Origin of the sequence: Aestuariivivens sediminis (assembly GCF_022662105.1) — a bacterium.
Lineage (GTDB): Bacteria > Bacteroidota > Bacteroidia > Flavobacteriales > Flavobacteriaceae > Aestuariivivens > Aestuariivivens sediminis.
In genome coordinates this window covers 804,256-826,975 of record NZ_JAKMCP010000001.1, presented here as the reverse complement: position 1 = coordinate 826,975, position 22,720 = coordinate 804,256, and the positions used below count along the sequence as shown (strand labels likewise).

The 22,720-nt window shown below is 37.2% G+C and carries 22 protein-coding genes; 4 read left to right on the top strand and 18 right to left on the bottom strand.

Annotation, left to right across the window (positions count from 1 at the left end; genetic code table 11):
* Positions 1-5: 5 nt before the first annotated feature.
* The gene (locus tag MR054_RS03550) at positions 6-1,364 is read left to right on the top strand and encodes a DUF5689 domain-containing protein (protein WP_242156199.1); all 1,359 of its coding nucleotides are present in this window, start codon (positions 6-8) and stop codon (positions 1,362-1,364) included.
* A 13-nt stretch (positions 1,365-1,377) separates the two neighbouring features.
* On the opposite strand, the gene MR054_RS03545 is transcribed toward MR054_RS03550, so the two are convergent.
* A complete protein-coding gene (locus MR054_RS03545; protein WP_242156198.1) occupies positions 1,378-2,379 on the bottom strand; it encodes an endonuclease/exonuclease/phosphatase family protein in 1,002 nt (333 codons plus the stop codon).
* Positions 2,380-2,452: 73 nt separating this feature from the next.
* On the opposite strand from MR054_RS03545, the gene hflX reads away from it, so the two are divergent.
* Together hflX and MR054_RS03535 are read left to right on the top strand one after the other, a co-directional pair.
* Positions 2,453-3,667, top strand: coding sequence for a GTPase HflX (gene hflX / locus MR054_RS03540; RefSeq protein ID WP_242083998.1), 1,215 nt, complete (start codon positions 2,453-2,455; stop codon positions 3,665-3,667).
* Positions 3,668-5,983, top strand: coding sequence for a penicillin-binding protein 1A (locus MR054_RS03535; RefSeq protein ID WP_242156197.1), 2,316 nt, complete (start codon positions 3,668-3,670; stop codon positions 5,981-5,983). It begins immediately after the preceding gene.
* Between the two features lie 44 nt (positions 5,984-6,027).
* Here MR054_RS03535 and MR054_RS03530 read toward each other — a convergent pair whose 3' ends face one another.
* From MR054_RS03530 to MR054_RS03455, 16 genes are all read right to left on the bottom strand, one after another.
* Positions 6,028-6,972 carry a DUF3078 domain-containing protein gene (locus MR054_RS03530; RefSeq protein ID WP_242084000.1) on the bottom strand — a complete coding sequence of 315 codons (945 nt, stop codon included), beginning with the start codon at positions 6,970-6,972 and terminating at the stop codon, positions 6,028-6,030.
* 64 nt (positions 6,973-7,036) lie between these two features.
* On the bottom strand, positions 7,037-7,549 hold the full coding sequence (locus MR054_RS03525; RefSeq protein WP_242156196.1) for a DUF2480 family protein: 513 nt from the start codon (positions 7,547-7,549) through the stop codon (positions 7,037-7,039).
* Between the two features lie 53 nt (positions 7,550-7,602).
* Entirely contained in the window at positions 7,603-7,926 is a 324-nt protein-coding gene (locus MR054_RS03520) for an SUF system Fe-S cluster assembly protein (protein WP_242084002.1), read from the bottom strand.
* Positions 7,927-7,930: 4 nt separating this feature from the next.
* The gene (locus MR054_RS03515) at positions 7,931-8,353 is read right to left on the bottom strand and encodes a SufE family protein (protein WP_242156195.1); all 423 of its coding nucleotides are present in this window, start codon (positions 8,351-8,353) and stop codon (positions 7,931-7,933) included.
* Positions 8,354-8,393: 40 nt separating this feature from the next.
* A complete protein-coding gene (locus tag MR054_RS03510; protein WP_242156194.1) occupies positions 8,394-9,188 on the bottom strand; it encodes an META domain-containing protein in 795 nt (264 codons plus the stop codon).
* Positions 9,189-9,266: 78 nt separating this feature from the next.
* Positions 9,267-10,340 carry a zinc metalloprotease gene (locus tag MR054_RS03505; protein ID WP_242156193.1) on the bottom strand — a complete coding sequence of 358 codons (1,074 nt, stop codon included), beginning with the start codon at positions 10,338-10,340 and terminating at the stop codon, positions 9,267-9,269.
* A 142-nt stretch (positions 10,341-10,482) separates the two neighbouring features.
* Positions 10,483-11,697, bottom strand: coding sequence for an aminotransferase class V-fold PLP-dependent enzyme (locus MR054_RS03500; protein WP_242156192.1), 1,215 nt, complete (start codon positions 11,695-11,697; stop codon positions 10,483-10,485).
* 121 nt (positions 11,698-11,818) lie between these two features.
* Positions 11,819-13,132, bottom strand: coding sequence for a Fe-S cluster assembly protein SufD (gene sufD / locus MR054_RS03495; protein WP_242084007.1), 1,314 nt, complete (start codon positions 13,130-13,132; stop codon positions 11,819-11,821).
* Between the two features lie 93 nt (positions 13,133-13,225).
* The gene (gene sufC / locus MR054_RS03490; RefSeq protein ID WP_242084008.1) at positions 13,226-13,978 is read right to left on the bottom strand and encodes a Fe-S cluster assembly ATPase SufC; all 753 of its coding nucleotides are present in this window, start codon (positions 13,976-13,978) and stop codon (positions 13,226-13,228) included.
* Between the two features lie 25 nt (positions 13,979-14,003).
* Positions 14,004-14,426, bottom strand: coding sequence for a hypothetical protein (locus MR054_RS03485; RefSeq protein WP_242084009.1), 423 nt, complete (start codon positions 14,424-14,426; stop codon positions 14,004-14,006).
* Between the two features lie 46 nt (positions 14,427-14,472).
* A complete protein-coding gene (sufB, locus tag MR054_RS03480) occupies positions 14,473-15,921 on the bottom strand; it encodes a Fe-S cluster assembly protein SufB (protein WP_242084010.1) in 1,449 nt (482 codons plus the stop codon).
* Between the two features lie 48 nt (positions 15,922-15,969).
* Positions 15,970-16,299: a HesB/IscA family protein gene (locus MR054_RS03475; protein WP_242084011.1), complete on the bottom strand. Its 330-nt coding sequence runs from the start codon at positions 16,297-16,299 to the stop codon at positions 15,970-15,972.
* Positions 16,300-16,403: 104 nt separating this feature from the next.
* Complete coding sequence (locus tag MR054_RS03470) at positions 16,404-17,471, bottom strand: cytochrome-c peroxidase (protein ID WP_276520140.1); 1,068 nt, start codon at positions 17,469-17,471, stop codon at positions 16,404-16,406.
* Between the two features lie 62 nt (positions 17,472-17,533).
* A complete protein-coding gene (locus MR054_RS03465; RefSeq protein ID WP_242156191.1) occupies positions 17,534-18,310 on the bottom strand; it encodes an MbnP family protein in 777 nt (258 codons plus the stop codon).
* The gene (locus MR054_RS03460; RefSeq protein ID WP_242156190.1) at positions 18,303-19,643 is read right to left on the bottom strand and encodes an autotransporter outer membrane beta-barrel domain-containing protein; all 1,341 of its coding nucleotides are present in this window, start codon (positions 19,641-19,643) and stop codon (positions 18,303-18,305) included. The genes MR054_RS03465 and MR054_RS03460 overlap by 8 nt, the downstream gene beginning before the upstream one ends.
* Before the next feature lie 8 nt (positions 19,644-19,651).
* Positions 19,652-20,908, bottom strand: coding sequence for a choice-of-anchor B family protein (locus tag MR054_RS03455; RefSeq protein WP_242156189.1), 1,257 nt, complete (start codon positions 20,906-20,908; stop codon positions 19,652-19,654).
* A gap of 166 nt (positions 20,909-21,074) precedes the next feature.
* Here MR054_RS03455 and thiL point away from each other — a divergent pair, with 166 nt between their 5' ends.
* Positions 21,075-22,121 carry a thiamine-phosphate kinase gene (gene thiL / locus MR054_RS03450; protein WP_242084016.1) on the top strand — a complete coding sequence of 349 codons (1,047 nt, stop codon included), beginning with the start codon at positions 21,075-21,077 and terminating at the stop codon, positions 22,119-22,121.
* Between the two features lie 292 nt (positions 22,122-22,413).
* Here the strand turns inward: thiL and MR054_RS03445 are convergent, their stop codons facing one another.
* Entirely contained in the window at positions 22,414-22,680 is a 267-nt protein-coding gene (locus MR054_RS03445) for a hypothetical protein (protein WP_242156188.1), read from the bottom strand.
* Positions 22,681-22,720 lie beyond the last annotated feature (40 nt).

Below are 22,720 nucleotides of genomic sequence, written 5' to 3'. Positions count from 1 at the left end.
TTGAAATGAAAACAATAACAATGAGGAACGCTAAGCTATTAAAAATCCGGTTAATTATTGTGATTATGACACTGATATCGTGTTTGAAAGATGATGATTACAACATTCCTAAACTTTTAGGTAATGAAGAGAACGCACAGTTACAAGAGATTATTCAAGAACTTCAAAATGGTGGTATAACAGAAATAAGTCTTTCTGAGTTACTAGGGTTATACAAGGGTCAGGTGACTTTGATTGAATCCGATATTGTTACAAAGGGTTATGTCACCTCTTCAGATAGAACTGGAAATTTCTATAAAGAATTTTATATGCAAGATGTTCCTGAAAATCCAACAGTAGGAATTAATGTGGTTTTAAATCAGTTGGATTCGTACAATCAGTTTAATATTGGACGTGAGGTATATATTAAGCTAAAAGGCTTATATCTGGGTAAGAATGCATTGGAAGTATTAACCATTGGAGGCACAGTAGATGGTGATCATGTGGGACAAATTACGGCAAATCAAATACCTAATCATATTTTTAGGTCAAAAAACACTATGGAAATTGTGCCATTGGGGGTTCCTCCCTCATTAGTGGACGATTCACATTTAGGGATGTTTCTGGCTTTTGAAAATGTCCAATTTGATCTTGACTTACAAGGCAAAACCTTTTTAGACCCCAACGATGATTTTGATACGCAGCGAAATATACGAAGTTGTGATAGTGACTTTGAATTTCCCATAGAAACAAGTTCCTTTGCAAATTTCACTCAGGTACCCTTACCACTTGATGCCAAAGGAACCCTATCTGGAATTATTACCCAAAGTTATGGAGGTAAAGAAAAAGTTATGGTATTAAATGATATTGATGATATTGATTTTACAGATGCGCGATGTGATCCTGTCTTTTTTGATACCTTCAGTCAAGGAAACTTGAATAACTGGACGATATATAGCACCCTTGGAGATGAAACATGGTATTATAATTCGTATGGAAACCCAAGGGATAGCGCCACCATGTCAGGGTTTAATGGAGAGAATCAACCTAATGACGATTGGTTAATCTCAAATGCAATTGATTTAAGCCCATACAGCGCGGCTACGTTAACATTTCAATCTGTTGTTCGATATAGTGGACCATCATTAGAAGTTTATATGTCCACGAATTATAAAGGTGGTGACCCCAATAGTGATGGAACTTGGGTAATGCTCAACGCTAATTTAGATACGAACACGGGGAGTTGGTCTTCCTGGAAGGATTCAGGAGATATCGATGTATCCGAGGCAGTCGGGGGTAATTTATTCATAGCATTTAGGTACAGATCCACCGTTACAGGGTCATCAACCTACGAAATAGATAATGTCAAGGTTAGGGGGGAATAACCCTAATAAATAATTAAATTACCTCGTTTAATCCAGTAAGTTTATCTGATTTTTTAAAAATAGCATACACTGGAAAATGATCGCTGTAACCACCTTTATATTTTTTTCCAACAAAAGTCCTAAATGGGGTTCCCCTAAAGGGGCCTTTAATTAATTTTAAAAAATCTTCGTCAAAAATCTCTGCTTTATGAAATTCGAACCCTTTTTTAGACCAGTTAAAAAAATTAGTAGTACATAGAATTTGATCAAATAAATTCCACCTGCCGAAGTGGAAAACAGAACCTCTGTGATAAGATTGTAATGTTTCCATGGGGTTATATAAGTTCAGATCCTTGACCAATTGTTTGATACTTGTGTTGTGAGGGCCATCATTAAAATCGCCGAGAACCACAATTTTAGCATTTTCAAACTTTAATTGTATGGCCGTGATAATGGCTCTCAATTTTCTGGAAGATGCCAGGCGTTTAGTTTCTGTTTCTTTTATGCCTTCACGCCTGGAAGACCAATGGTTAATTACAACATGGATTAGTTCTGCATCCAGAGTCCCGGTGACCAATAAAATATCCCTGGTATATTCAGGACATCCACTTTCATTGCTGAGGTCAATGGTAAAGGTTTCAGATTCTAAAACTTCGAAAGAAGTTGTATCATAAAGTAAGGCGACATCCATACCACGTTCGTCGGGAGAATTATAATGGACATAACTGTAGTTACAGTCCTCTAAGGGTTTAGAGGCTATAAGGTCTTCAATAACACTGGCATTTTCAACTTCTGCCAACCCCACAATAGCGGGATGTTTGCCTGTTTCTTTTTTACCTATATTCCCAATGGCGAAGCCTAATTTTCTCAGTTTGTTTTGGTAGCGTCTATGCGTCCATTTTTTGGGTGATCTTGGCAATAAATCTGGATCATTGCTAAGGGTGTCATCAACAAGATTGAATAAATTTTCTAGGTTATAAAATGCAATAGTTTGCATGTCGTGCCGAACAATATCATATTTCGTGTATGCCGTCATTCATAAATTATTCCTTAAAAATATAAAAATTAAAATGTCTGTAATTACGTAACTTTGCGTATTATTTGATAATATGATTGAGAAAAAGGAAATTGAGTTAGAAAGAGCCGTATTAATAGGTATAATTACAAAAGAGCAAGACGAAAATAAATCTAAAGAATATTTGGATGAGTTGGAATTTTTAACCTATACGGCTGGTGGTGAAGTCATTAAACGTTTTACTCAAAAAATGGACATGCCTAACCCACGAACTTTTATAGGTTCTGGAAAAATGGACGATGTTCGCCGTTTTATTGATGACAACAATATTGGTACGGCCATTTTTGATGATGAACTATCGGCAGCTCAAGAGCGAAATATCAGTAAAATTCTAAACGTAAAGGTATTGGATAGGACTAATTTGATCCTCGATATATTTGCTCAACGTGCTCAGACAAGTTATGCCCGTACCCAGGTTGAGCTGGCACAATGCGAATACCTGCTGCCACGATTAAGAGGTATGTGGACCCACTTGGAACGCCAAAAAGGAGGTATTGGAATGCGTGGTCCTGGTGAAACTGAAATTGAAACCGACAGACGTATCGTTCGGGATAAAATTGCTTTGTTAAAAGAGCGCATTAAAACCATCGATAAACAAATGTCGGTACAACGCGGTAACCGTGGCAAAATGGTGCGTGTAGCATTGGTAGGTTACACTAATGTTGGTAAATCTACCTTGATGAACGTAATTAGTAAAAGTGAGGTGTTTGCAGAAAACAAATTATTTGCTACCCTGGATACGACCGTTCGTAAAGTGGTTATTCAAAACCTGCCCTTTCTATTAAGTGACACTGTCGGATTTATTCGAAAATTGCCTACACAACTGGTTGAAAGCTTTAAAAGTACTCTGGATGAGGTTCGTGAGGCAGACCTATTGTTGCATGTTGTGGATATTTCACATCCTAATTTTGAAGAACACATAGAATCTGTAAATAAAATTTTAGGGGAGATCGATAGTAGTAATAAGCCTACTATCATGGTTTTTAATAAAATTGATGCTTATAGAGCCGAACCCATTGATGAAGACGATTTGGAAGTTGAAAAAACAGAACGGCATTACTCTTTGGAGGAGTGGAAGAATACCTGGATGGGTAAAGTGGGGAAGAATGCACTTTTTATATCAGCACTGAACAAAAAAAACTTGGAGGAGTTTAAAAAACGAGTGTATGATGAAGTAAGAAAAATTCATGTGACACGTTTTCCATATAACAACTTTTTATATCCAGACTATCAAGAAAGCAATGATTAAATGCCAAAGCATACGGAGAAACATAACGTATCCTTTGAAAGGATAAAAGACACCAAAGCATTCAAATGGATTAAAACGGGTCCGGGAAAAAATAAGCTAAAGTGGTCGTTTATAGTCCTTGGTGGTGTACTTGTAGCTTTTATAGGGTTTTATATCAGTATTTATCTGGGGGCTTTTGGAGTCATCCCCTCTAAAAAAGAACTTAGCTCCATAAAACAAGAGGCTGCTACCGAATTGTATGATCGAAATGGGCAACTTTTTGGGAAATATTTTATTTATGACAGACAGCCACTGGAATATCAAGATATTCCAAAACATCTCATAGATGCTCTAATCGCCACAGAGGATATTCGCTTTTATGAACACGATGGCATTGATAATATTAGTTTATTTAGGGTGTTTTTTAAGTCTATTCTCCTACAGGATAAATCTTCGGGAGGAGGAAGCACCATCACACTTCAATTGGCGAAAAACTTATTTGGACGTAAAGATTACGCCTTTGCCAGTTTGGTTATTAATAAGCTCAGGGAGTCTGTAATAGCGCGACGGATTGAAGAGATTTACAATAAAAAAGAAATTTTAACACTATACCTGAATACCGTACCTTTTCCTGATAATACCTATGGTATTGAGAGTGCCGCCCAAAAGTTTTTTAATAAATCGGCTATAGATTTATCGTTAGCGGAATCGGCCGTTTTAATTGGGACTTTAAAGGCTAATACTTATTATAACCCCAGATTACACCCAAAACGTTGTCAAGAAAGAAGAAATGTCGTCTTACATCAAATGGTTAAATACCAATATCTCTCCAAGGATTCTTTAGACCTATTAGCACAGGATAGTATAAAATTACAATTTAGATCCTTCAACCATAATGTAGGTTTGGCATCTTATTTTAGAGAACAGGTTAAAAGAGAGTTAGAAACTATTTTAGATTCTTTAAAAAAACCTGATGGCGAACCTTACGATTTGTATAAGGATGGGTTACAAGTGTATACCACTTTAGATGCCACCATGCAAGAACTTGCAGAAGCGTCTATGAGAGAACACTTAATGGTATTGCAGCGTAATTTTGAAAGCGCTTTTGGCGACAGGGCACCATGGGTAACAAATACTAAGCTGATTCATGCCGCATTAAGAAATTTACCGGTCTATAAATCGTATTTGAACGCAAAATTAAATAACAAACAAATACAGGATTCTTTAAATAAAAAACGAAAAATAGAACTTTTCAGGTGGGAAGGTGACACCATAAAGGAACTGACCGTAACGGATAGTTTACAACATTTCTTAAAATTTTTAAATACAGGAATGTTATCAATTGAACCTGCTACCGGAGCGATAAGAACTTACGTGGGAGGTATAGATTATAGGTATTTTAAATTCGACCATATTTCACAAAGTCAAAGGCAAATGGGCTCAACATTTAAGCCTATTGTGTTCACTGCAGCCATAGAAAATGGGATGAATCCTTGTACTTATTTTTCAGTAAGACCCATCACCTATACCAATTATGATAATTGGACACCAACAAATTCCGGTGAAGAAACAGAAGATCAGTATTTAAATTATAGCTTGGAAAGGGCTTTAAGTAATTCAGTCAATACCATAGCTGTAAAAGTTTTGAACAAGGTTGGGATTTCTAAGGTTATTGAGCTAACCCAAAAATTAGGCATTTCAAAAAAATTACCTCATGAACCGTCTCTGGCTTTAGGGGTAGCTGAAGTTACTTTAAAGGAAGTTACAGGGGCATATGCCAGTTATGTGAATGATGGTAAGTTTGTAAAACCATACAGTATTACGCAAATTAGAGATCGAGCTGGAAAGGTTATTGCTTCCATAAAGCCTAAAGTCGCCCTTACACCTGCATACAGTAATTATACGCGGCAGGTCTTGTTGGAAATAATGAAATCTACGGTTAACCATGGCACGGCTTCAAGGATAAGACACGTCTATAATTTAAAAAATGATATTGCTGGAAAGACCGGGACCACGCAGAACAATAAGGACGGCTGGTTTGTGGGAATTACCCCAAAGTTAGTTACTGTAACTTGGGTTGGTAATGATAATCATAATATCGGATTTAGTTCCACTAAATTGGGACAGGGGGCTAATTCTGCATTACCCATTTTCGCCAAGTTCTACCAAAAACTAAATGCAGATTCAAAGTTTGACATCATTACAAAATCTAAATTTGAAGTTAGCTCATCTCAGGTCATTAAAGACCTTGACTGTAAACCTGAAAAAAGAGATAGTTTTTTAGAACGCTTGTTCAGATCTAAGCGCCAAAAAAAGACTTTTAAAGGGAACAAGTAAGCAACTGGAAAAGCATTCGTTTTGAATTTTAAGACCTCAATACTTTAAAACTTGTAGCTTAAACCAATCGTGTAGTAGGTTTGCAATTTATTGTCAATATTGTCAAAAGTTGGCTCGGTTTGAGTTGGAACCGCAAGCGGATCGTATTGTCCCAAGGCATAATTCAGAGCCTCTTGTTTATTACTTCGCAAACCAAAATCGAAACCAATACCTATCATTTTCCAAAGGGTATAACCAAAAGAATTGGTCCAGGTCCAGTTCGAGTAATCGGCGCTTTTATAGCTTTGGAACATGGACAAATTGGTTTTAAAATTTATGGCACCAATTTGCCTGGTATAATCCGCAACTATTTTTGCCCCCATTGAAGATTCAAAAACAGTATCACCACTACTAAATACGAAGTTATAGTTTAATGGATGGACAACCACTATTAGATTTTTAATAGGGGACCAGGTAGCCCCAATTCCAACATCCAAATAGCCGGGATCGTTAAAATTATCAAGAAGGGTGGTTCGGTATTCCATGAGTCCGGATAGCGCAAAAACCTTACTCAGGTTTCGACCATAAAGTGAAGATAGGTTAAAAACATCGGTAGTGGGGTTAAAACTACTATCGTCGGTATCAATGTCCTTATTATCAAATTTCAGCCAGTTTAAATTGGCAGACAATGCATTTCGCCAAAAGAATTTTTCCTCAATGAGATTGGCATATCCATTAAAGGAAATACCAAAATTCCCTGAAGCGTTGTTCGGTGCCCCTTGGGCGTACCAGTTGTTAAAGTTGGACAAGCTACCGCCAATGGTGCCAAAGGCTCCAATACGCCAGCCCGGTAAAGCATCTATTTGGGATTGAATGGCTTTTACTTCTTTTAATGCCGCATCAGCCTCAGCCTGTTTTTCAGCTTTTTTTGCTTGTAGTTCTTCCTTAGTTTGTGCATAAATTGACCAGTTTGCAAAACATAAAAACGCAGTGAGTACTAAATATTTCATTTATTCTTGGGATTAAAAATTTAGGCAAAGATAATATTTAAGAACGATTAAATATCAAATAAACTCAAGTTGCCTTCTTTTTATATAGGGGAACTGAAGAACATGCCTCTCCATACATGATGGATGTGGCTATGGGTTTAAGCTTATTTATGGCCATTATATAGGCATTTCTGGGGACAGGTTTTTTAGAACATCCTTTAATGATGACCGGCTTATTCTTGAATGCTGAAAGATCAAGCCTGTTCAATACTTCCTGATATATTGCTGTTTCCAGAGCTTCAAGGTCCCCAACAACCACCTGTTTAGCAAAGGGTTCTAATTGAATACCCAATAGCATATAGGCCCAGCCCGGAATTATTGCATCACTACTACAGGTTACCGCCACATAGGTATCTTGGTATTGAGACCAATCGTGTTCTGAGGCCATCTCTCTAAACGCTTTTTCACGTAATACCAACCCTTCAAAAAGCCATTCTTTTAAATCCAACAAGATGCGTTTCCCCTTGGGATAGTAATCTTCTAGATCCAGGGTCATTAATTTACTATTCGCTACCCGATTTATGATGTCGTCCTTCATAAAGAGAGTTTATTAAGGTTATGCCGATCAATAAGTCTAAAGTGTATCATTTTTTACAACATTCCCAATTCCAATTTGGCTTCTTCACTCATTAGTTCTTGGGTCCAAGGGGGATCAAATGTGATCTCTACTTCTGCACTTTTAACAGCGTCCAGAGATTTAACTTTTTCTTCTACTTCAAGAGGTAATGTTTCGGCTACCGGACAGTTGGGTGTCGTTAAGGTCATTAGAATTTTTACATCGTAATCTTCATTAACAAACACATCGTAGATGAGTCCAAGTTCATATATGTCCACTGGGATTTCAGGGTCGTATATCGTTTTTAAAACGTTCACTATTTTTTCACCTAATAAGGCAGTATCTATAGTATTGCTCATAATATTAATTTAATTGCGTTTGGTATGCTATGGCATACATTTTCAGTTGTTTTATCATACTCACCAAGCCATTGGCGCGAGTAGGTGATAGGTGTTCTTTTAATCCGATGTCATCTATAAAACTGGTATCGGCATCAATAATGTCCTTTGGATGCTGATTTGAAAACACGCGTATTAATATGGCGATAATACCTTTGGTGATAATGGCATCACTATCTGCAGTAAATATTACTTTATCATCTTTCATTTCAGCATGCACCCAAACCTTGCTTTGGCAACCCTTAATAATATTGCTTTCCGTTTTGTACTGCTCTTCAATTAAGGGTAATTCTTTTCCCAAATCGATCATATATTGGTAGCGTTCTTCCCAATCTTCAAACATGGAGAATTCGTCAATTATTTCATTTTGTATAGATTCTATAGTCACAATCATAAATTTTTATGCAAAAATACAACAACAAATGTTGCTATTCAATGTTTTCTGAAATTGATAAGATTTCTTTAACAAGTTTGGCAATTTCTTTCGGGGGGTTACCATCATCGAATGTTTGTGTTTTGTAGGTCTTTCCCTTGATCTTTACAGTTAATCGGGCAACAGCTGCAGCATCAAACTGATGGTGCTTTGAAGGGGGATCGAGGTCTGGGATAGCGGCAAGATCAATCTCCTGTAATGCCTGGGTTAGGCGTTCCCAATCTGAAGAGGAGCACGCTTTAATTAGCGCATTTTCTCCTCTTTTGGTTTCGGTTGAAATGGTTTTATGTGTAATCACAATATGCTTGTAAAAGCCTCTGGAGGAGGCAGCATATTCAATTCTTAGGCTGTCTTCCTGCATTTCTTTCGTGGCCCGTAACAGTATGGTTTTATTTTTAGCAAATGACACACCATTCTCACTAAACAGCAAAACATTAACATCTTGTAATACATCGAAAAGTTTTTTTTCTATACGATTGGATTCATCGTTACAGATCATTTTGGTCATACCTAAATGCCGAAATACTATGTTATTACCTGTAATGGAAAAATTACCGAAAAACCGGTTGCAACCCGAATAACCAAAAACCTGGTTAGAATTGGTTGTGAAGGTCATGTTAAGATTATAAATAGAGACATCTGATTTACCCAGTTCCTTTATGAGGTAATTCCCATGTAGTGTTTTATCCATATGATCGTCTTGTTGAAGTTTCATCAATAAAGTAAATTCTGAAGGGCCCCAACAGCATGTCAACATAATTAAACTCAATAGCACTAAATGAAGTTTCATAAGTATTTCAAACAGTTTAGGTTTAATGTACAAAAAAAGCGCCAAACCGGGCGCTTTTCGTTTTTTATTAAAAAGAGTTTAGTTTGAAGTGACAAAACTACTTCTGTAGCCATCACTTGCAAATAACGCTCGCGATCGTGTATTTTGATCAATAGTAAACATGTACATACAGTCATCATATACATAATCCATGTAGTTCATGGTCATATCTATAGATCCGCAATTTATGGTTTCACCGGGACAGCCATAATTTGGACCATTGGAAACGGGCGTATCCTCTACAAAATCATCGACAGAACATCCGCCATCGCCCCAAATATGTCTCAGGTTCAACCAATGGCCAATTTCATGGGTTGCGGTTCTTCCATCACCATATGGACCTGTAGTTTCGCCAAAATAGTCGGTGCCAATTACGACACCATCCGTTTGTTCGGGGCCGCCAGGGAATTGTGCATATCCTAAAATACCCCCACCTATTTCACAAACCCAAATATTTAAATTATGTGACGGGTCGGTTGCATCAATTCCTCCCTTCTTTGAGGATTTCATGGCATCTCTTGTGCCCCAGCTGTTTTTACTGGAAACTATTCTATTAACAGCAGCTCTTCGAAATTGAATATTATAATTGGCCACCAAATTTTTAAATACGTCGGGAACACCAGCGGTATTGGAGTTGGCATTATTAAAATCCTCATTTAAAATATCTATTTGTGACGTAATCTGGGCATCGCTGACTTCATTGTTATATTTTTCAATAATATTCACAACAACAGGAATATATACAGTTCCATCGTAGGGAATCGAGGGTTCGGGGGTTGGATCTTGGTTGCTGCCTGGAGGGCCGCTACCTGGTGTGCCGGAGGGCTTTTTTGAAGCCATAAATTTTCTTGTCTGGTACTCTATGGCATACATGCGTTTTTCCAGACCCGGATTTTCATCCAAAAGCCTGTTTAAGTTAAGCATGGTATAACAACTTCGTTTATCGGTTTTGCTTGCTGTTGTTTTTGACAATAAATCTGAAGGCGTTTCGGTATAGACAAAAAAGTCACTCATGTCAATATCCATTTGTTGTTGCGCAGGATCCATGTCATAACTGTTACACGACGATACCAATAATAAAACAGTTGTAATTTTTAATAGATAAGTGTTCATTTGTTATGGTTTTTTATACGGATAACACTAAATTATAAATTATTATTAAAGCTATGACAAAATTTGTTTATAGGTATAAAGTATTCGATAAAAACACCAATATATTAATTGTTATTGCCCTGATAGTAAAAAAAGTAATCCCTTATGACAGCATTGTTTGGGCTTTTTTAATGCCCTCCACTAAAGCATCTATTTCGGATTTGGTGTTGTAAAAAGCGAACGAGGCACGAACCGTACCGGGGATTTTATAATAGTCCATTATAGGTTGTGCACAATGGTGTCCGGTACGTACCGCAATACCCAGTTTATCTAAAATGGTACCCACATCATAAGGATGAATGCCTTCCAAATTAAATGAAATGACCGAGGTTTTATGCTTTGATGTACCGTATATTTTTAAACCTTTAATGTCTAAAAGCTTTTGAGTGGCATAATCAAGAAGATCATTTTCATAGGCTTCAATACTTTTAAAACCAATCCCGTTCAAATAATCAATTGCTGCACCAAAAGCAATACCCCCACAAATGTTGGGAGTTCCTGCCTCAAATTTATGCGGTAAATCGGCATAAGTGGTTTTTTCAAAGGTTACTTCGGCTATCATTTCTCCACCTCCTTGATAAGGAGGAAGTGTATTTAGCCATGATTCCTTTCCATACAGGATCCCTACACCCGTGGGGCCACACATTTTATGAGCCGAGGCGACATAGAAATCAACATCGAGTTCTTGTACATCCGGTCTTATGTGCGGACAAGCTTGTGCTCCATCAATTAAAACGGCGGCACCAACTTGGTGTGCCTGTTCAATAATATGCGCAATGGGGTTTATAGTGCCTAAGGCATTGGAAATATGGTTTACAAATACCAGCTTGGTATGGCTTGAAAGAAGTTTTATATATTCTGACATCACCAATTCGCCATCCTCATTCATAGGAATGACTTTTAAAGTCGCCCCTGTTTGCTCACAAAGCATTTGCCAGGGCACAATATTACTGTGGTGTTCAAGAGCCGAAACTATAATCTCATCATCAGGCTTTAAAAAGGAAGAAAATCCATGAGCTACTAGATTAATACCATGGGTTGTTCCTGACGTGAAAATGATTTCATGGGTATACTTTGCATTGAAATGCCTTTGTATTGTTTTACGGGCATGTTCGTAGGCATCTGTGGCCTCCTGACTTAAACGGTGCACTCCCCGATGAATATTGGCATTGTAATTCGAATAGTAGGCCACTATACAATCAATAACCTGTTTGGGGGTTTGAGATGTAGCGGCATTATCGAAATATACCAAAGGTTTCCCATTAACTTTACGGGAAAGAATTGGGAAGTCTTTTCGGATGTCTTCTATGTTGAACATGAATTTTTGTTTAAGCTCCTTCTGCGGCGTTTGTTAAAGCTACTTAAACTGTCACAGCTAATATAGCGGAGATAAAAGTTTAAGAACGACTGCTGAAAACGGGAAACAGCTTCAAGAAATATTATAAATCGAACCCAATACTGACTCCCAACTTATTAGCAATGATTTTCGTGATGCGTTGTTTTAGTTCGGCTATTTTCACAGAACTCAGCACATTATTGCTAAAGGCATACATTAATAGCGCTTTGGCCTCTTTTTCGGGGATACCCCGTGTGCGTAAATAAAAGAGAGCATTTTCATCCAATTGCCCAATGGTACAACCATGTGAGCACTTTACATCATCTGCGAATATTTCCAGTTGGGGTTTGGTGTTTATGGTCGCTCTGTCATTAACCAAAATATTATTGTTGGCCTGAAATGCATTTGTTTTTTGGGCCTCCTTTTCAACAATCACTTTACCATTGAACACCCCCGTGGAGCTGTCAGAAAAAATACCTTTATAATCCTGATGACTCTCGCAGTTCGGTTCTAGGTGATGCACTAGTGTATTGTGATCTACATGCTGCTTGTCACCAATAATGGTAACACCCTTTAAAGTAGAATCAATACGTTCACCTTCCTGATAGAAATTAAGGTTGTTACGCGTTAAATTACCGCCAAATGAAAACGTATGCATTGAGGCAATGCTCTCTTGTTGTTGCTTGATAAATGTATTGTCTATCAATGAGGCATTTAAATTATCATTCTGAATTTTATAGTAGTCTACAATAGCACGTTTTTTGGTAAAAATCTCAGTGACACTGTTGGTTAAAACAGGGTTATCGGTTAAACTTTGATGGCGTTCTATAATTTGCACATATGAATTTTCTCCAATTACAATTAAATTTCTTGGTTGGAGCATTAAAGCAGATTCGTTTCCAGTTGACAGGTGAATAATTTGAATAGGTTTTTCTACCAACTTGTTTTTTGGGATAAAAATGTATGCGCCTTCACTCGAAAATGCCGTGTTTAACGAGGATAAACCGTCTTTACCTGCCGCTTTATTAAAATAGTTCTCAATGACCAATCGGTATTTAGGTTTAGAAAAAGCAGCGGACATTAAACAAACATCCATACCCTCATGTGTCGTTTGTGACAAATGCGATGAATATTTACCATCAATAAACACAATTTTATAGGTGTCTATGTCATGAATAAAATATTTTTTCACATCCCTATACTCCAAAGCATTTTCCTGTTTTGGAAATACGCTATAATCTTCTTTTAAAATTTTATTTAAACTGGTATATTTCCAAGCTTCCTCCTTTTTTGTAGGGAATCCTTTTTCTTCAAATGTTTTTATAGCATCATTTCTCACATTGTGGACATAGGTATCTGCATCTACTTTGTCCTCAAAAATCATGAAGGATGATAATAGTTTTTCTTTTAAATCCATATTACTTTAGTTTCTGCTAAGGCAGGAATTTTTTAAATTGTAATTAAATGCTATTAATAGGTATTCCTGCCTTAGCAGGAATACCAAAATTCCTTACACACTTGCGCCTTCCTTCACCCAATCGTAACCTTTTTCTTCGAGTTCATGAGCTAATTCTTTAGTGCCAGATTTTACGATCTTACCATTGTGCAAGACATGAACAAAATCAGGTATAATGTAATCTAGAAGCCTTTGATAGTGCGTAATTACAATAATGGCTTTGTCTTTACTCCTTAATTTATTGACGCCATTGGCCACAATTCGCAATGCATCGATATCCAAACCAGAATCGGTCTCATCAAGAATGGCTAATTTAGGGTCAAGCATAGCCATCTGGAAAATTTCATTTCGCTTTTTCTCACCGCCTGAAAACCCTTCATTAAGTGAACGGGATAAAAATTTTCTGTCAATTTCTAACAAATCAGCCTTTTCACGGATAAGTTTTAGCATATCTTTTGCAGACATCTCCTCCAAACCCTGTGCTTTACGCGATTCGTTTATGGCTGTTTTAATAAAGTTGGTAACCGACACTCCTGGAATTTCAACGGGATATTGAAAGGACATGAACACGCCTTTATGGGCGCGCTCTTCGGCATCTAATTCCTCGATATCTTCACCATTAAATTGAATACTACCTTTGGTTACTTCATAGTCTTCCTTACCTGCTATGACCGATGCCAAAGTGCTTTTTCCAGATCCATTGGGACCCATAATAGCATGTACTTCACCTGCATTCACTTCAAGGTTAATACCTTGTAATATGTTCTTATCTTCAACACTTGCGTGTAAATTTTCAATTTTTAGCATATCATTATATTAAAATCTTTAATTTTTAATTGCTTAAGTTCACGACATCATTATTTTCTTTTTTGGGCTCATAAATATGGAGTATTTCCACGATCTCTACTTTGTGTTCCCAAAGAATTACATTATCTTTTTTGTCCGTAATTTTTCCTCTAATTTCTACCGGAACCATATCGGTTGGCACGGTTTTATAAGGCTGTACCAATTTGTCCAATTCCCGCATTTTATCTGTTATAAAAACGCCATAGATGTCCGCATGGGTTTGCAATACAGCTGCACCATCAAAGTAGACAAATTCGCCCTTTAATAGGGTTAAACCATCGCTTTGTTTTGCAGTGCGCTCCGGACCATCAGCAGTATTTGTAAGTTCCTCCTGGGTTGATTTGGTTTCATTTTTGCAGCTTAACAATATGGCCATAGCTACAATTATAAATAATGCTCTTTTTATCATGTTATTGTGTCAATATAATACCTGATGGATCTTAAATATTTACTTATTACCCTACAGATCCTTCTAAACTTATTTCCAATAATTTTTGGGCTTCAACAGCAAATTCCATGGGGAGTTTGTTCAACACCTCTTTACTAAAACCGTTAACAATGAGAGCGATTGCTTTTTCGGTATCTATACCACGCTGGTTACAATAAAAAATTTGATCTTCACCAATTTTACTGGTAGTGGCCTCATGCTCAATTTTAGCCGATTTATTTTTGGCTTCAATATAAGGAAACGTATGTGCCCCACATTCATTCCCCATTAATAAGCTATCGCATTGCGAAAAATTTCGTGCATTATCGGCTCGAGAGTTTATTTGTACTAATCCACGGTAACTATTTTGAGACTTCCCTGCCGAAATTCCCTTGGATATAATAGTGGATTTTGTATTTTTCCCCAAATGAATCATTTTAGTGCCGGTATCAGCCTGTTGGTAATTATTGGTTACTGCGATAGAGTAAAACTCACCTACGGAATTATCACCTTTTAACACACAGCTTGGATATTTCCATGTTATGGCCGATCCTGTTTCAACCTGTGTCCATGAGATTTTGGCATTCTTTTCACAAAGTCCTCTTTTGGTTACAAAGTTGAAAACCCCACCTTTTCCTTTAGCATCTCCTGGAAACCAGTTTTGAACCGTACTGTATTTAATTTCGGCATCTTCTAAAGCAATAAGCTCCACTACTGCAGCGTGCAATTGATTTTCATCCCTACTTGGTGCCGTACAGCCTTCAAGATAACTGACGTAGCTGCCTTCGTCTGCAATGACCAATGTTCGTTCAAACTGTCCTGTGCCGGCTTGATTAATTCTAAAATAAGTGGACAGCTCCATAGGGCATTTTACACCCTTGGGGATGTAACAAAAACTGCCATCACTAAACACGGCACTGTTTAAGGCCGCATAAAAATTATCCTTTTGAGGGACAACGGTACCAATATATTTTTTTACAAGTTCAGGATGCTCCTTGATGGCCTCTGAAATACTCATAAAAATAATACCTTGCTCGGCTAAGGTTTTTTTGAAGGTCGTTGCTACCGAAACCGAATCGACAACCACATCCATGGCAACACCGGCTAATTGTTTTTGTTCGTCCAAGGAAATTCCCAATTTGTTGAAAGTTTCTAACAATTCCGGGTCTACTTCATCTAAACTGTTATATTTTGGCTTTTTATTTGGAGCGGAATAGTAGGAAATGGCCTGAAAATCAGGTTTTTTATATTTAACGTTAGCCCATTCCGGTTCGGTCATTTGCTGCCAAATTCTAAAAGATTCCAAACGCCATTCGGTCATCCATTCGGGTTCTTCTTTCTTTATTGAAATAGCCTTAACGACAGCTTCATTTAAACCATTGGGGAACGTATCTGATTCAATATCGGTGTAAAAACCGTATTCATATTCCTTGGTTTTCAGTTCTTCTCTTAAATCGTCTTCGGTATATTTACTCATCTGTTGAGCTGGGTTTTAAAATTAATTGATAGGGAAGGACAAATCGTGCTATAGTGAAAAAGATTCCCCACATCCACAAGTACGATTGGCATTGGGGTTATTGAATACGAAACCGGAACCGTTTAATCCTCCAGAATATTCTAAGGTTGTCCCTATAAGGTACAAAAAGCTTTTTTTATCTACAATTATCTTAACCCCGTTATCTTCGAATAATTTGTCACCATCCTGTTGTTCCCTATCGAACTTTAAATCGTAAGATAGTCCAGAACAACCCCCGCTTTTTACGCCAACACGAATATAATCTGTTGATGGGTTATAGCCATCCTCAGTCATAAGTTCAATGACCTTTTTTTTAGCTGTTTCTGAAACTTTAATCATATCCTTAATTAGATTTCTTCTAAATAGAGTGCAAATATACAATATAAGTCCTGCAAAACCATATAACCTAACATTATATTGGTATATGGGTTGATAGTTTTTTGTTATTGGGTATTGAAGTCAGGATTAATGACGAATTCAAAATCCGATAGCGATAAGAGAAAGGCTTTTAAATCGGCTTTATCTTGGGCTGATAATTGCACACCGCCTTGTGCTACTTTTTTCATTAACGGGTCTATGGTTGGAGAATGTTTTAGACCCTCGCTGTAGTGGTTAATAACATCTTCCAATGTTGTAAATCTCCCATCATGCATATACGGCGCCGTGAATGCCAGATTGCGAAGCGATGGGGTTTTAAATTTTCCATTATCGGCAGGATCACCTGTAAATTTGCCTAAACCTAAATCTGTAAATGTCTCATCTAAACCATTATTATGAAATAAATTATCCGTCCAAAGGGGATTGTTATCGCTACCATGACAATGAAAGCAATCGCCCCTGTTTTCATCCATAAACACATCAAACCCGTTTTGTTCTTCTACAGTTAGGGTGGATTTCCCCATAAGGAATTTATCAAATTTGGAATTGGAGGAGATCAATGTGCGCTCAAATTGAGCAATAGCTCGGGTAACTAAAATGGAATCTATGCTTGATTGGCCAAATGCACGCCGGAATAAAACGGGATACTCCGGATGCTGTTCCAGTTTCTGAACAACTTGTACCCATGTGCTTTTCATTTCTCCGGGATCAGTTACAGGCTGAAAGGCCTGATGTTCCAAACTAAAAACGCGACCGTCCCAAAAGAATTTTTCATCGTAATTCCAGGCCAAATTAAATAAAGGCATTGAATTTCTTGTTCCCATGGAACCATCTATGCCCTCACTGAATCTTCGAGTATCGGTAAAGGCGTTTTTGGCCATGTGACAATCGGCACAAGCTTGTGTGTTGTCACCTGATAATAGGGGATCAAAAAAGAGCTTTTTACCCAGGGTGATGCCTTCAACGGTTTGCGGATTATCACTAGGTAGTATCGGGTTTAATATTTTTTCTTGAAATAAAGGAGGGATCTTTAAAGAACTTGGTGTAGGGCTATAGGCATCTACACCTTCATTGGAACAGGAGAGTCCAATCAGTGTCAGAAACAAACTAATATGTGCTAACCAGTGTTGCAAGATTTTATACTAAGTTATTTTTTGTTGAAGCCTTCTATATCTCATTTCAATTTTTAACCACTTTATGGGGATGATTCCACAGATTTTAAGCTAAAGACATTTTGTCCATTTTCATACATCATTATTTGGGCAGTGGGATTTGGCATTAACATTTGGTTCAAGCTGCTTAAATCCCAGGTATTAGGGTTTTTAAACCACTCAGCGATATTCATTTCTATTTGGAACATGGCATTATTGATTAGGGTAACCGGGCCTAAATTAACAATGATGAAGGTGTCCTGTGGATATGTTATTTGGTCTCCCGAATTATCTACTGCTCTAATGGCATGATAATTATATCCCTGCTCGACGTTGGTGTTGGTTAAAAATTTTCCGTCAAATTGCATATAGTGATAACCTCCACCTAAAATTTGGGGAACATTCCAGGAGGTCGAGTTAAGATCCGGATAGACCCCGTCCATATTTTTTTCGTTTTTAAGACCGAATGTAAAAGATACATTCGAATACACGCCACCAGGAATGGAACTTTCAGGTGAAAACGTCAAGTTTTCAGCATTGGTAACATCTACCAAATTATAAGCATCAATAACCCAAACATCTCCATTTGGATTCGTAAATGTAAGGTCCGAAATTAAATAGCGCAGTCGCTCTATACTCAGTCGTTCTCCATTTTCAATAGTAAACTTGATATCATTAAAATCTTCGTTTGTTACCGGTGTGCCATCCCAAAGATGTGAGAAATGGAAAGAAATGGTAACATTAGATATTTTATCATCGCTATCGGTATGGCAAGATAAAAGAGATAGAAGAACAAGTAGTATGCAGACTTTTCTATTCAATGGCTTTAATAATTAGTAAATCGGTAAATCCTTTATTTTCTTTAATATCTTGATCGGCACTATTAGACTCTCCCACGACCATAATACTCTTGTCCTCTAATTCGACAGCATCAAAGGCGAGATCAATATTGGAGCCTCCAATAGTTTTTTGCCAAAGTATGTTGGACTCGTCATCTATTTTAATCACCCAGACATCATTCTGACCTTTATTTTCCGATACGTTTCCATTTTCACTTCGTGAATTTCCTGATATTATAAAGCCATTATCATGGGTTTTAGAAATGGATCTGCCCACATCAAAATTGCTTCCTCCAAGGCTTTTTTCCCAAAGTAAATTGCCATTATCATTTATTTTTATAAGCCATAAATCTGCAGCACCATTATTTTGAGAAACATTTTTGTCGTCGCTTCTAGTATTACCCACAATGAGATAATTACCATCACCAGAGTCCGTTATGGCCCAAGCTTCATCAATTTCACTACCCCCGAAGGATTTTTCCCAAATTAGCGCTCCGGTTTCCGAAATTTTAATGACCCAAAAGTCATAGGTGCCAAGATTATTGGAAATGTCCACATCGGTACTATCTGAAAAGCCAACCATAATGTAACCGTTGTCTTGAGTTTGAACCACTCCATTTGGAGTGTCGGTAAAGGTGCCGCCGTAATATCTACTCCATTGTCGGACTCCAGAAGCATCCAATTTAATGGCCCAATAATCTCCACCAGCATGCCGCTTTGCAGCAACTGTTTTACTGTTGCCAAGCCCATTTGAAGCCGTAACATCAAGAATTCCAGTGAGTAAATATCCTCCATCATTAGTGGGAATAAAAGAAATACCATTGTCTGCCCCAGAAAACCCAAATTGCTTTTGCCAAGTTATTTCGCCATTTGGATTCAATTTAGTTAACCAAAAATCGGTTAAGCCCTCATTGGCCGTTACATCACCGTCAGAACTTTTACTAAATCCTAAAATGGCAAATCCACCATCTGTAGCTTGGACCATATCGTTTGCTCTATCTTCATCTGTGCCTCCATAAGTCTTTTGCCATTGTATGATATCATTAGCATCAAATTTCAACAACCAATAATCGAAACTGGTGTTTGATTTATCGGTAACATTTCCATCTACACTTTGGGTATAGCCCGCGATGGCATATCCGCCATCTGCAGTTTTTATTATGGATCGGCCACTATCATTATTTGTACCGCCAAGCGTTTTTACAAAAGCTATTTTTTCCTGGTCTGAAGGGTTATCCGGTTCTTTCGAAGAACAGTTGAAAACTATGAATGGCGATAATATTAGGAGATAATATTTGGGTATAATAAAGGGCATATTAAGGTTTATAAATCACTTTTTTTAACCACAAATAACCCACGGTCAATGTCACTTATAACAATGTTTCCGCTTTCAAAAAAGGGATATACGCTCCACGCGCCATCATAACCTGCATTATTGTTTTCCGGATAGGTATCGAAAAATCCAATTTCAGCCATGGCATTTGTTGTTGCTCCAATGTTACTTATATCCAGCACCCGTAATCCAGCGTTGTAATTTGATAGATAGAAGGTATTGCCGTTCACATATCCGTTATGGTCTATGGCCAATGTTGGGCCATAATAGGTTGATGATAACACAGGCGCATCTAAATCACTAAAATCAAATATAAAAGTTGCCGTATTGTTTCCGAAAAACTGCTCGTCCAGTTCATCGCCAAAAATAAAATGAGACATATCTTCGGTAAACCAGCCCTGGTGAGCATAACCGGGGTTTGGATAACTTACTTGGGAAATGAGTTGGGGGTTGGATTTATCACTAACATCTAAAATCACTACCGTGTTAGTCCCCAGATAATTACCGTTACTTCCAATTAACAAATTCTTTCCACTATAATCTGAATCTGGTCCAGTATAAGTCACCACCTGGGCGTCATGAGTATAACCTAAATCGCCATAACCACCAATTCCAACAGGATTTAGTGGATTGGAAATGTCAATAAAAACAATACCACCATTATAGGATTCACAGCCTACCAAATAGGCTATATTTTCATTTTCATTTATAACTATGTTATGGCAGCTTCCAACGTCGTTATAGGTTGCATCGGCAGAAAATATCTCAGGAGGATTTACAATATTACGCAAACGTGTTAAATTGAAAACTTGCATGCCGTGTGCGCCGGCATTATCGGCAACAATAAAAGCATGGTTGTCATGAACTTTAATATCGCGCCAGGTCGTACTTGAGGAATTCGTAGGCAATTTTCCGAGATAAATAGGGTTGTCGGGATTGGTAATATCTACGAAGGCCGTACCGTTATCCAGTCCCATTAAGGCATATTCTTTGCCATTAGTAACATCTGTCCACCCCCATGAGTCATTTCCACTTACGGCATTGAACGTGGTCAAAGGGATATGGGCTATTAAATCGTATCCATTACAGGGGTATATATCAGCAAATCCATTTTTACAAGGGAATAAAGGTTCTTGTGTGTCGATTACCGGTTCAACAGGTTCATCATTACAAGATTGAAAACAAGCAAATACAACCATAAGTACAGCAAAACCAATGGTTGTGATTTTATTTTTGGCAGACTTCATAAGCAGTATTTTATTTCAAATGTAATTGATAATTTTTTATAAGCCCCGTAGTACATCGAATTTAACGTTAAAAAATTAATTTTGTTTTAGTTGAAAATGTATTTCTTATAAACAATTATTACCCTTAAAAAGGTCATTTAATACAATAGCTTCTTATTTTTGCATCATGATCGAAGATAAAAATCAACAGAGAACACCATTAAGTGATTTAGGGGAATTTGGACTTATCGACCATCTTACCCAAAATTTTCAAATTAAACAGGAGTCGACTATAAAAGGCATTGGAGATGATGCCGCCATTCTGTATCATGACAATAAAAGCATTGCTGTTTCTACGGATTTATTAGTTGAAGGCGTTCATTTTGATTTAAGCTACATGCCCTTAAAGCATTTGGGTTATAAAGCCGTAATGGTCAATTTATCGGATTTGTATGCCATGAATGCCAAGGCAACACAAGTGACCGTCTCTATTGCGGTATCCAATAGATTTCCTGTGGAAGCATTAGAAGAGCTTTATGCGGGCATTGAAACTGCGGCAAGAATATACAATATAGACATAGTAGGAGGAGATACGACGTCCTCAACTTCAGGATTGTTGATATCTGTCACAGCCATAGGGGTGTTATCGGAAGGTAAGGCCGTCTACAGATCCGGGGCGCAACCCAACGATTTGCTGGTCGTTACTGGAGATCTGGGTGGGGCCTATATGGGATTGCAAGTTTTGGAACGTGAAAAAGAAGTATTTAAGGTTAACCCTAATAACCAACCTGATTTAGACCGCTATAATTATATTATTGAAAGACAATTAAAACCTGAAGCAAGAAAGGATATTATTCAATTATTAGAAGATTTGAATGTAAAACCTACAGCAATGATTGATATAAGTGATGGGCTCTCATCTGAAATATTACATTTGTGCAAACAGGGCCAAGTTGGATGTGATCTTTACGAGTCTAAAATACCGTTAGATCCACAGGTAATTTCTGTTTGTGAAGAATTTAATATTGACAGTACTACGGTGGCTTTAAATGGAGGAGAAGATTATGAACTTTTGTTTACCATTTCTCAAAAGGATTATCCAAAATTAAAAGCTAATCCGAATTTTACGGTTATTGGACATATAACGAAAAAAGAAAATGGGATATATTTAATTACCAGAGCCGAAACAAAAATTGCTTTGAAAGCTCAAGGATGGAAAAATTTTAGCAGTTAAGGGATGAGTTGTAAGTTTTTCTTTTTTTGTTTCTTATGATGTATTTTTTCTAACACGGCATTGATTTCTCTGTGTTTCGGGGTAAGAGCCGTTATATTTCCAGATTGATCTGTAGTAAATTGCTTGTTACACTGTGTACATTTAAATTCTTTAACATAATGTGTAACATGTTTTGTTATTTTGAATTCGTGCCCAAAGAAGGAGCAATAAATGTTTCTCATATTTTTTGCTATTAACTCTTACAAAGAAAGGGAGCTAAAGGTAAAAAAAAATGTGAAACCTTCAAAGTGGTCTATGCTGCGCTCGTGTTGTACATTTTTTGCTGAACTCTGCTAAGTTTCTTATGGTACATAAACTCCAGAACATTATTAATGTCTTTAAAAGTAGAAGTGAGTTCTGTGAGTTTCCCGTTGCTGTTTGTTGTTAATTCCTTTTTACAATGACAGCATTTGTACTCTTTTACGTGACGCGTAACTTTTTTGGTTACGTGATAATCATGTCCAAAAAGATTACAATACATTTTCGAAAAAAAAGTGGGTTTCGCTGTAGTTCTTTCCATGATTTTAATTTTAAGGGAGTATAAACATAGAAAAAAAAAT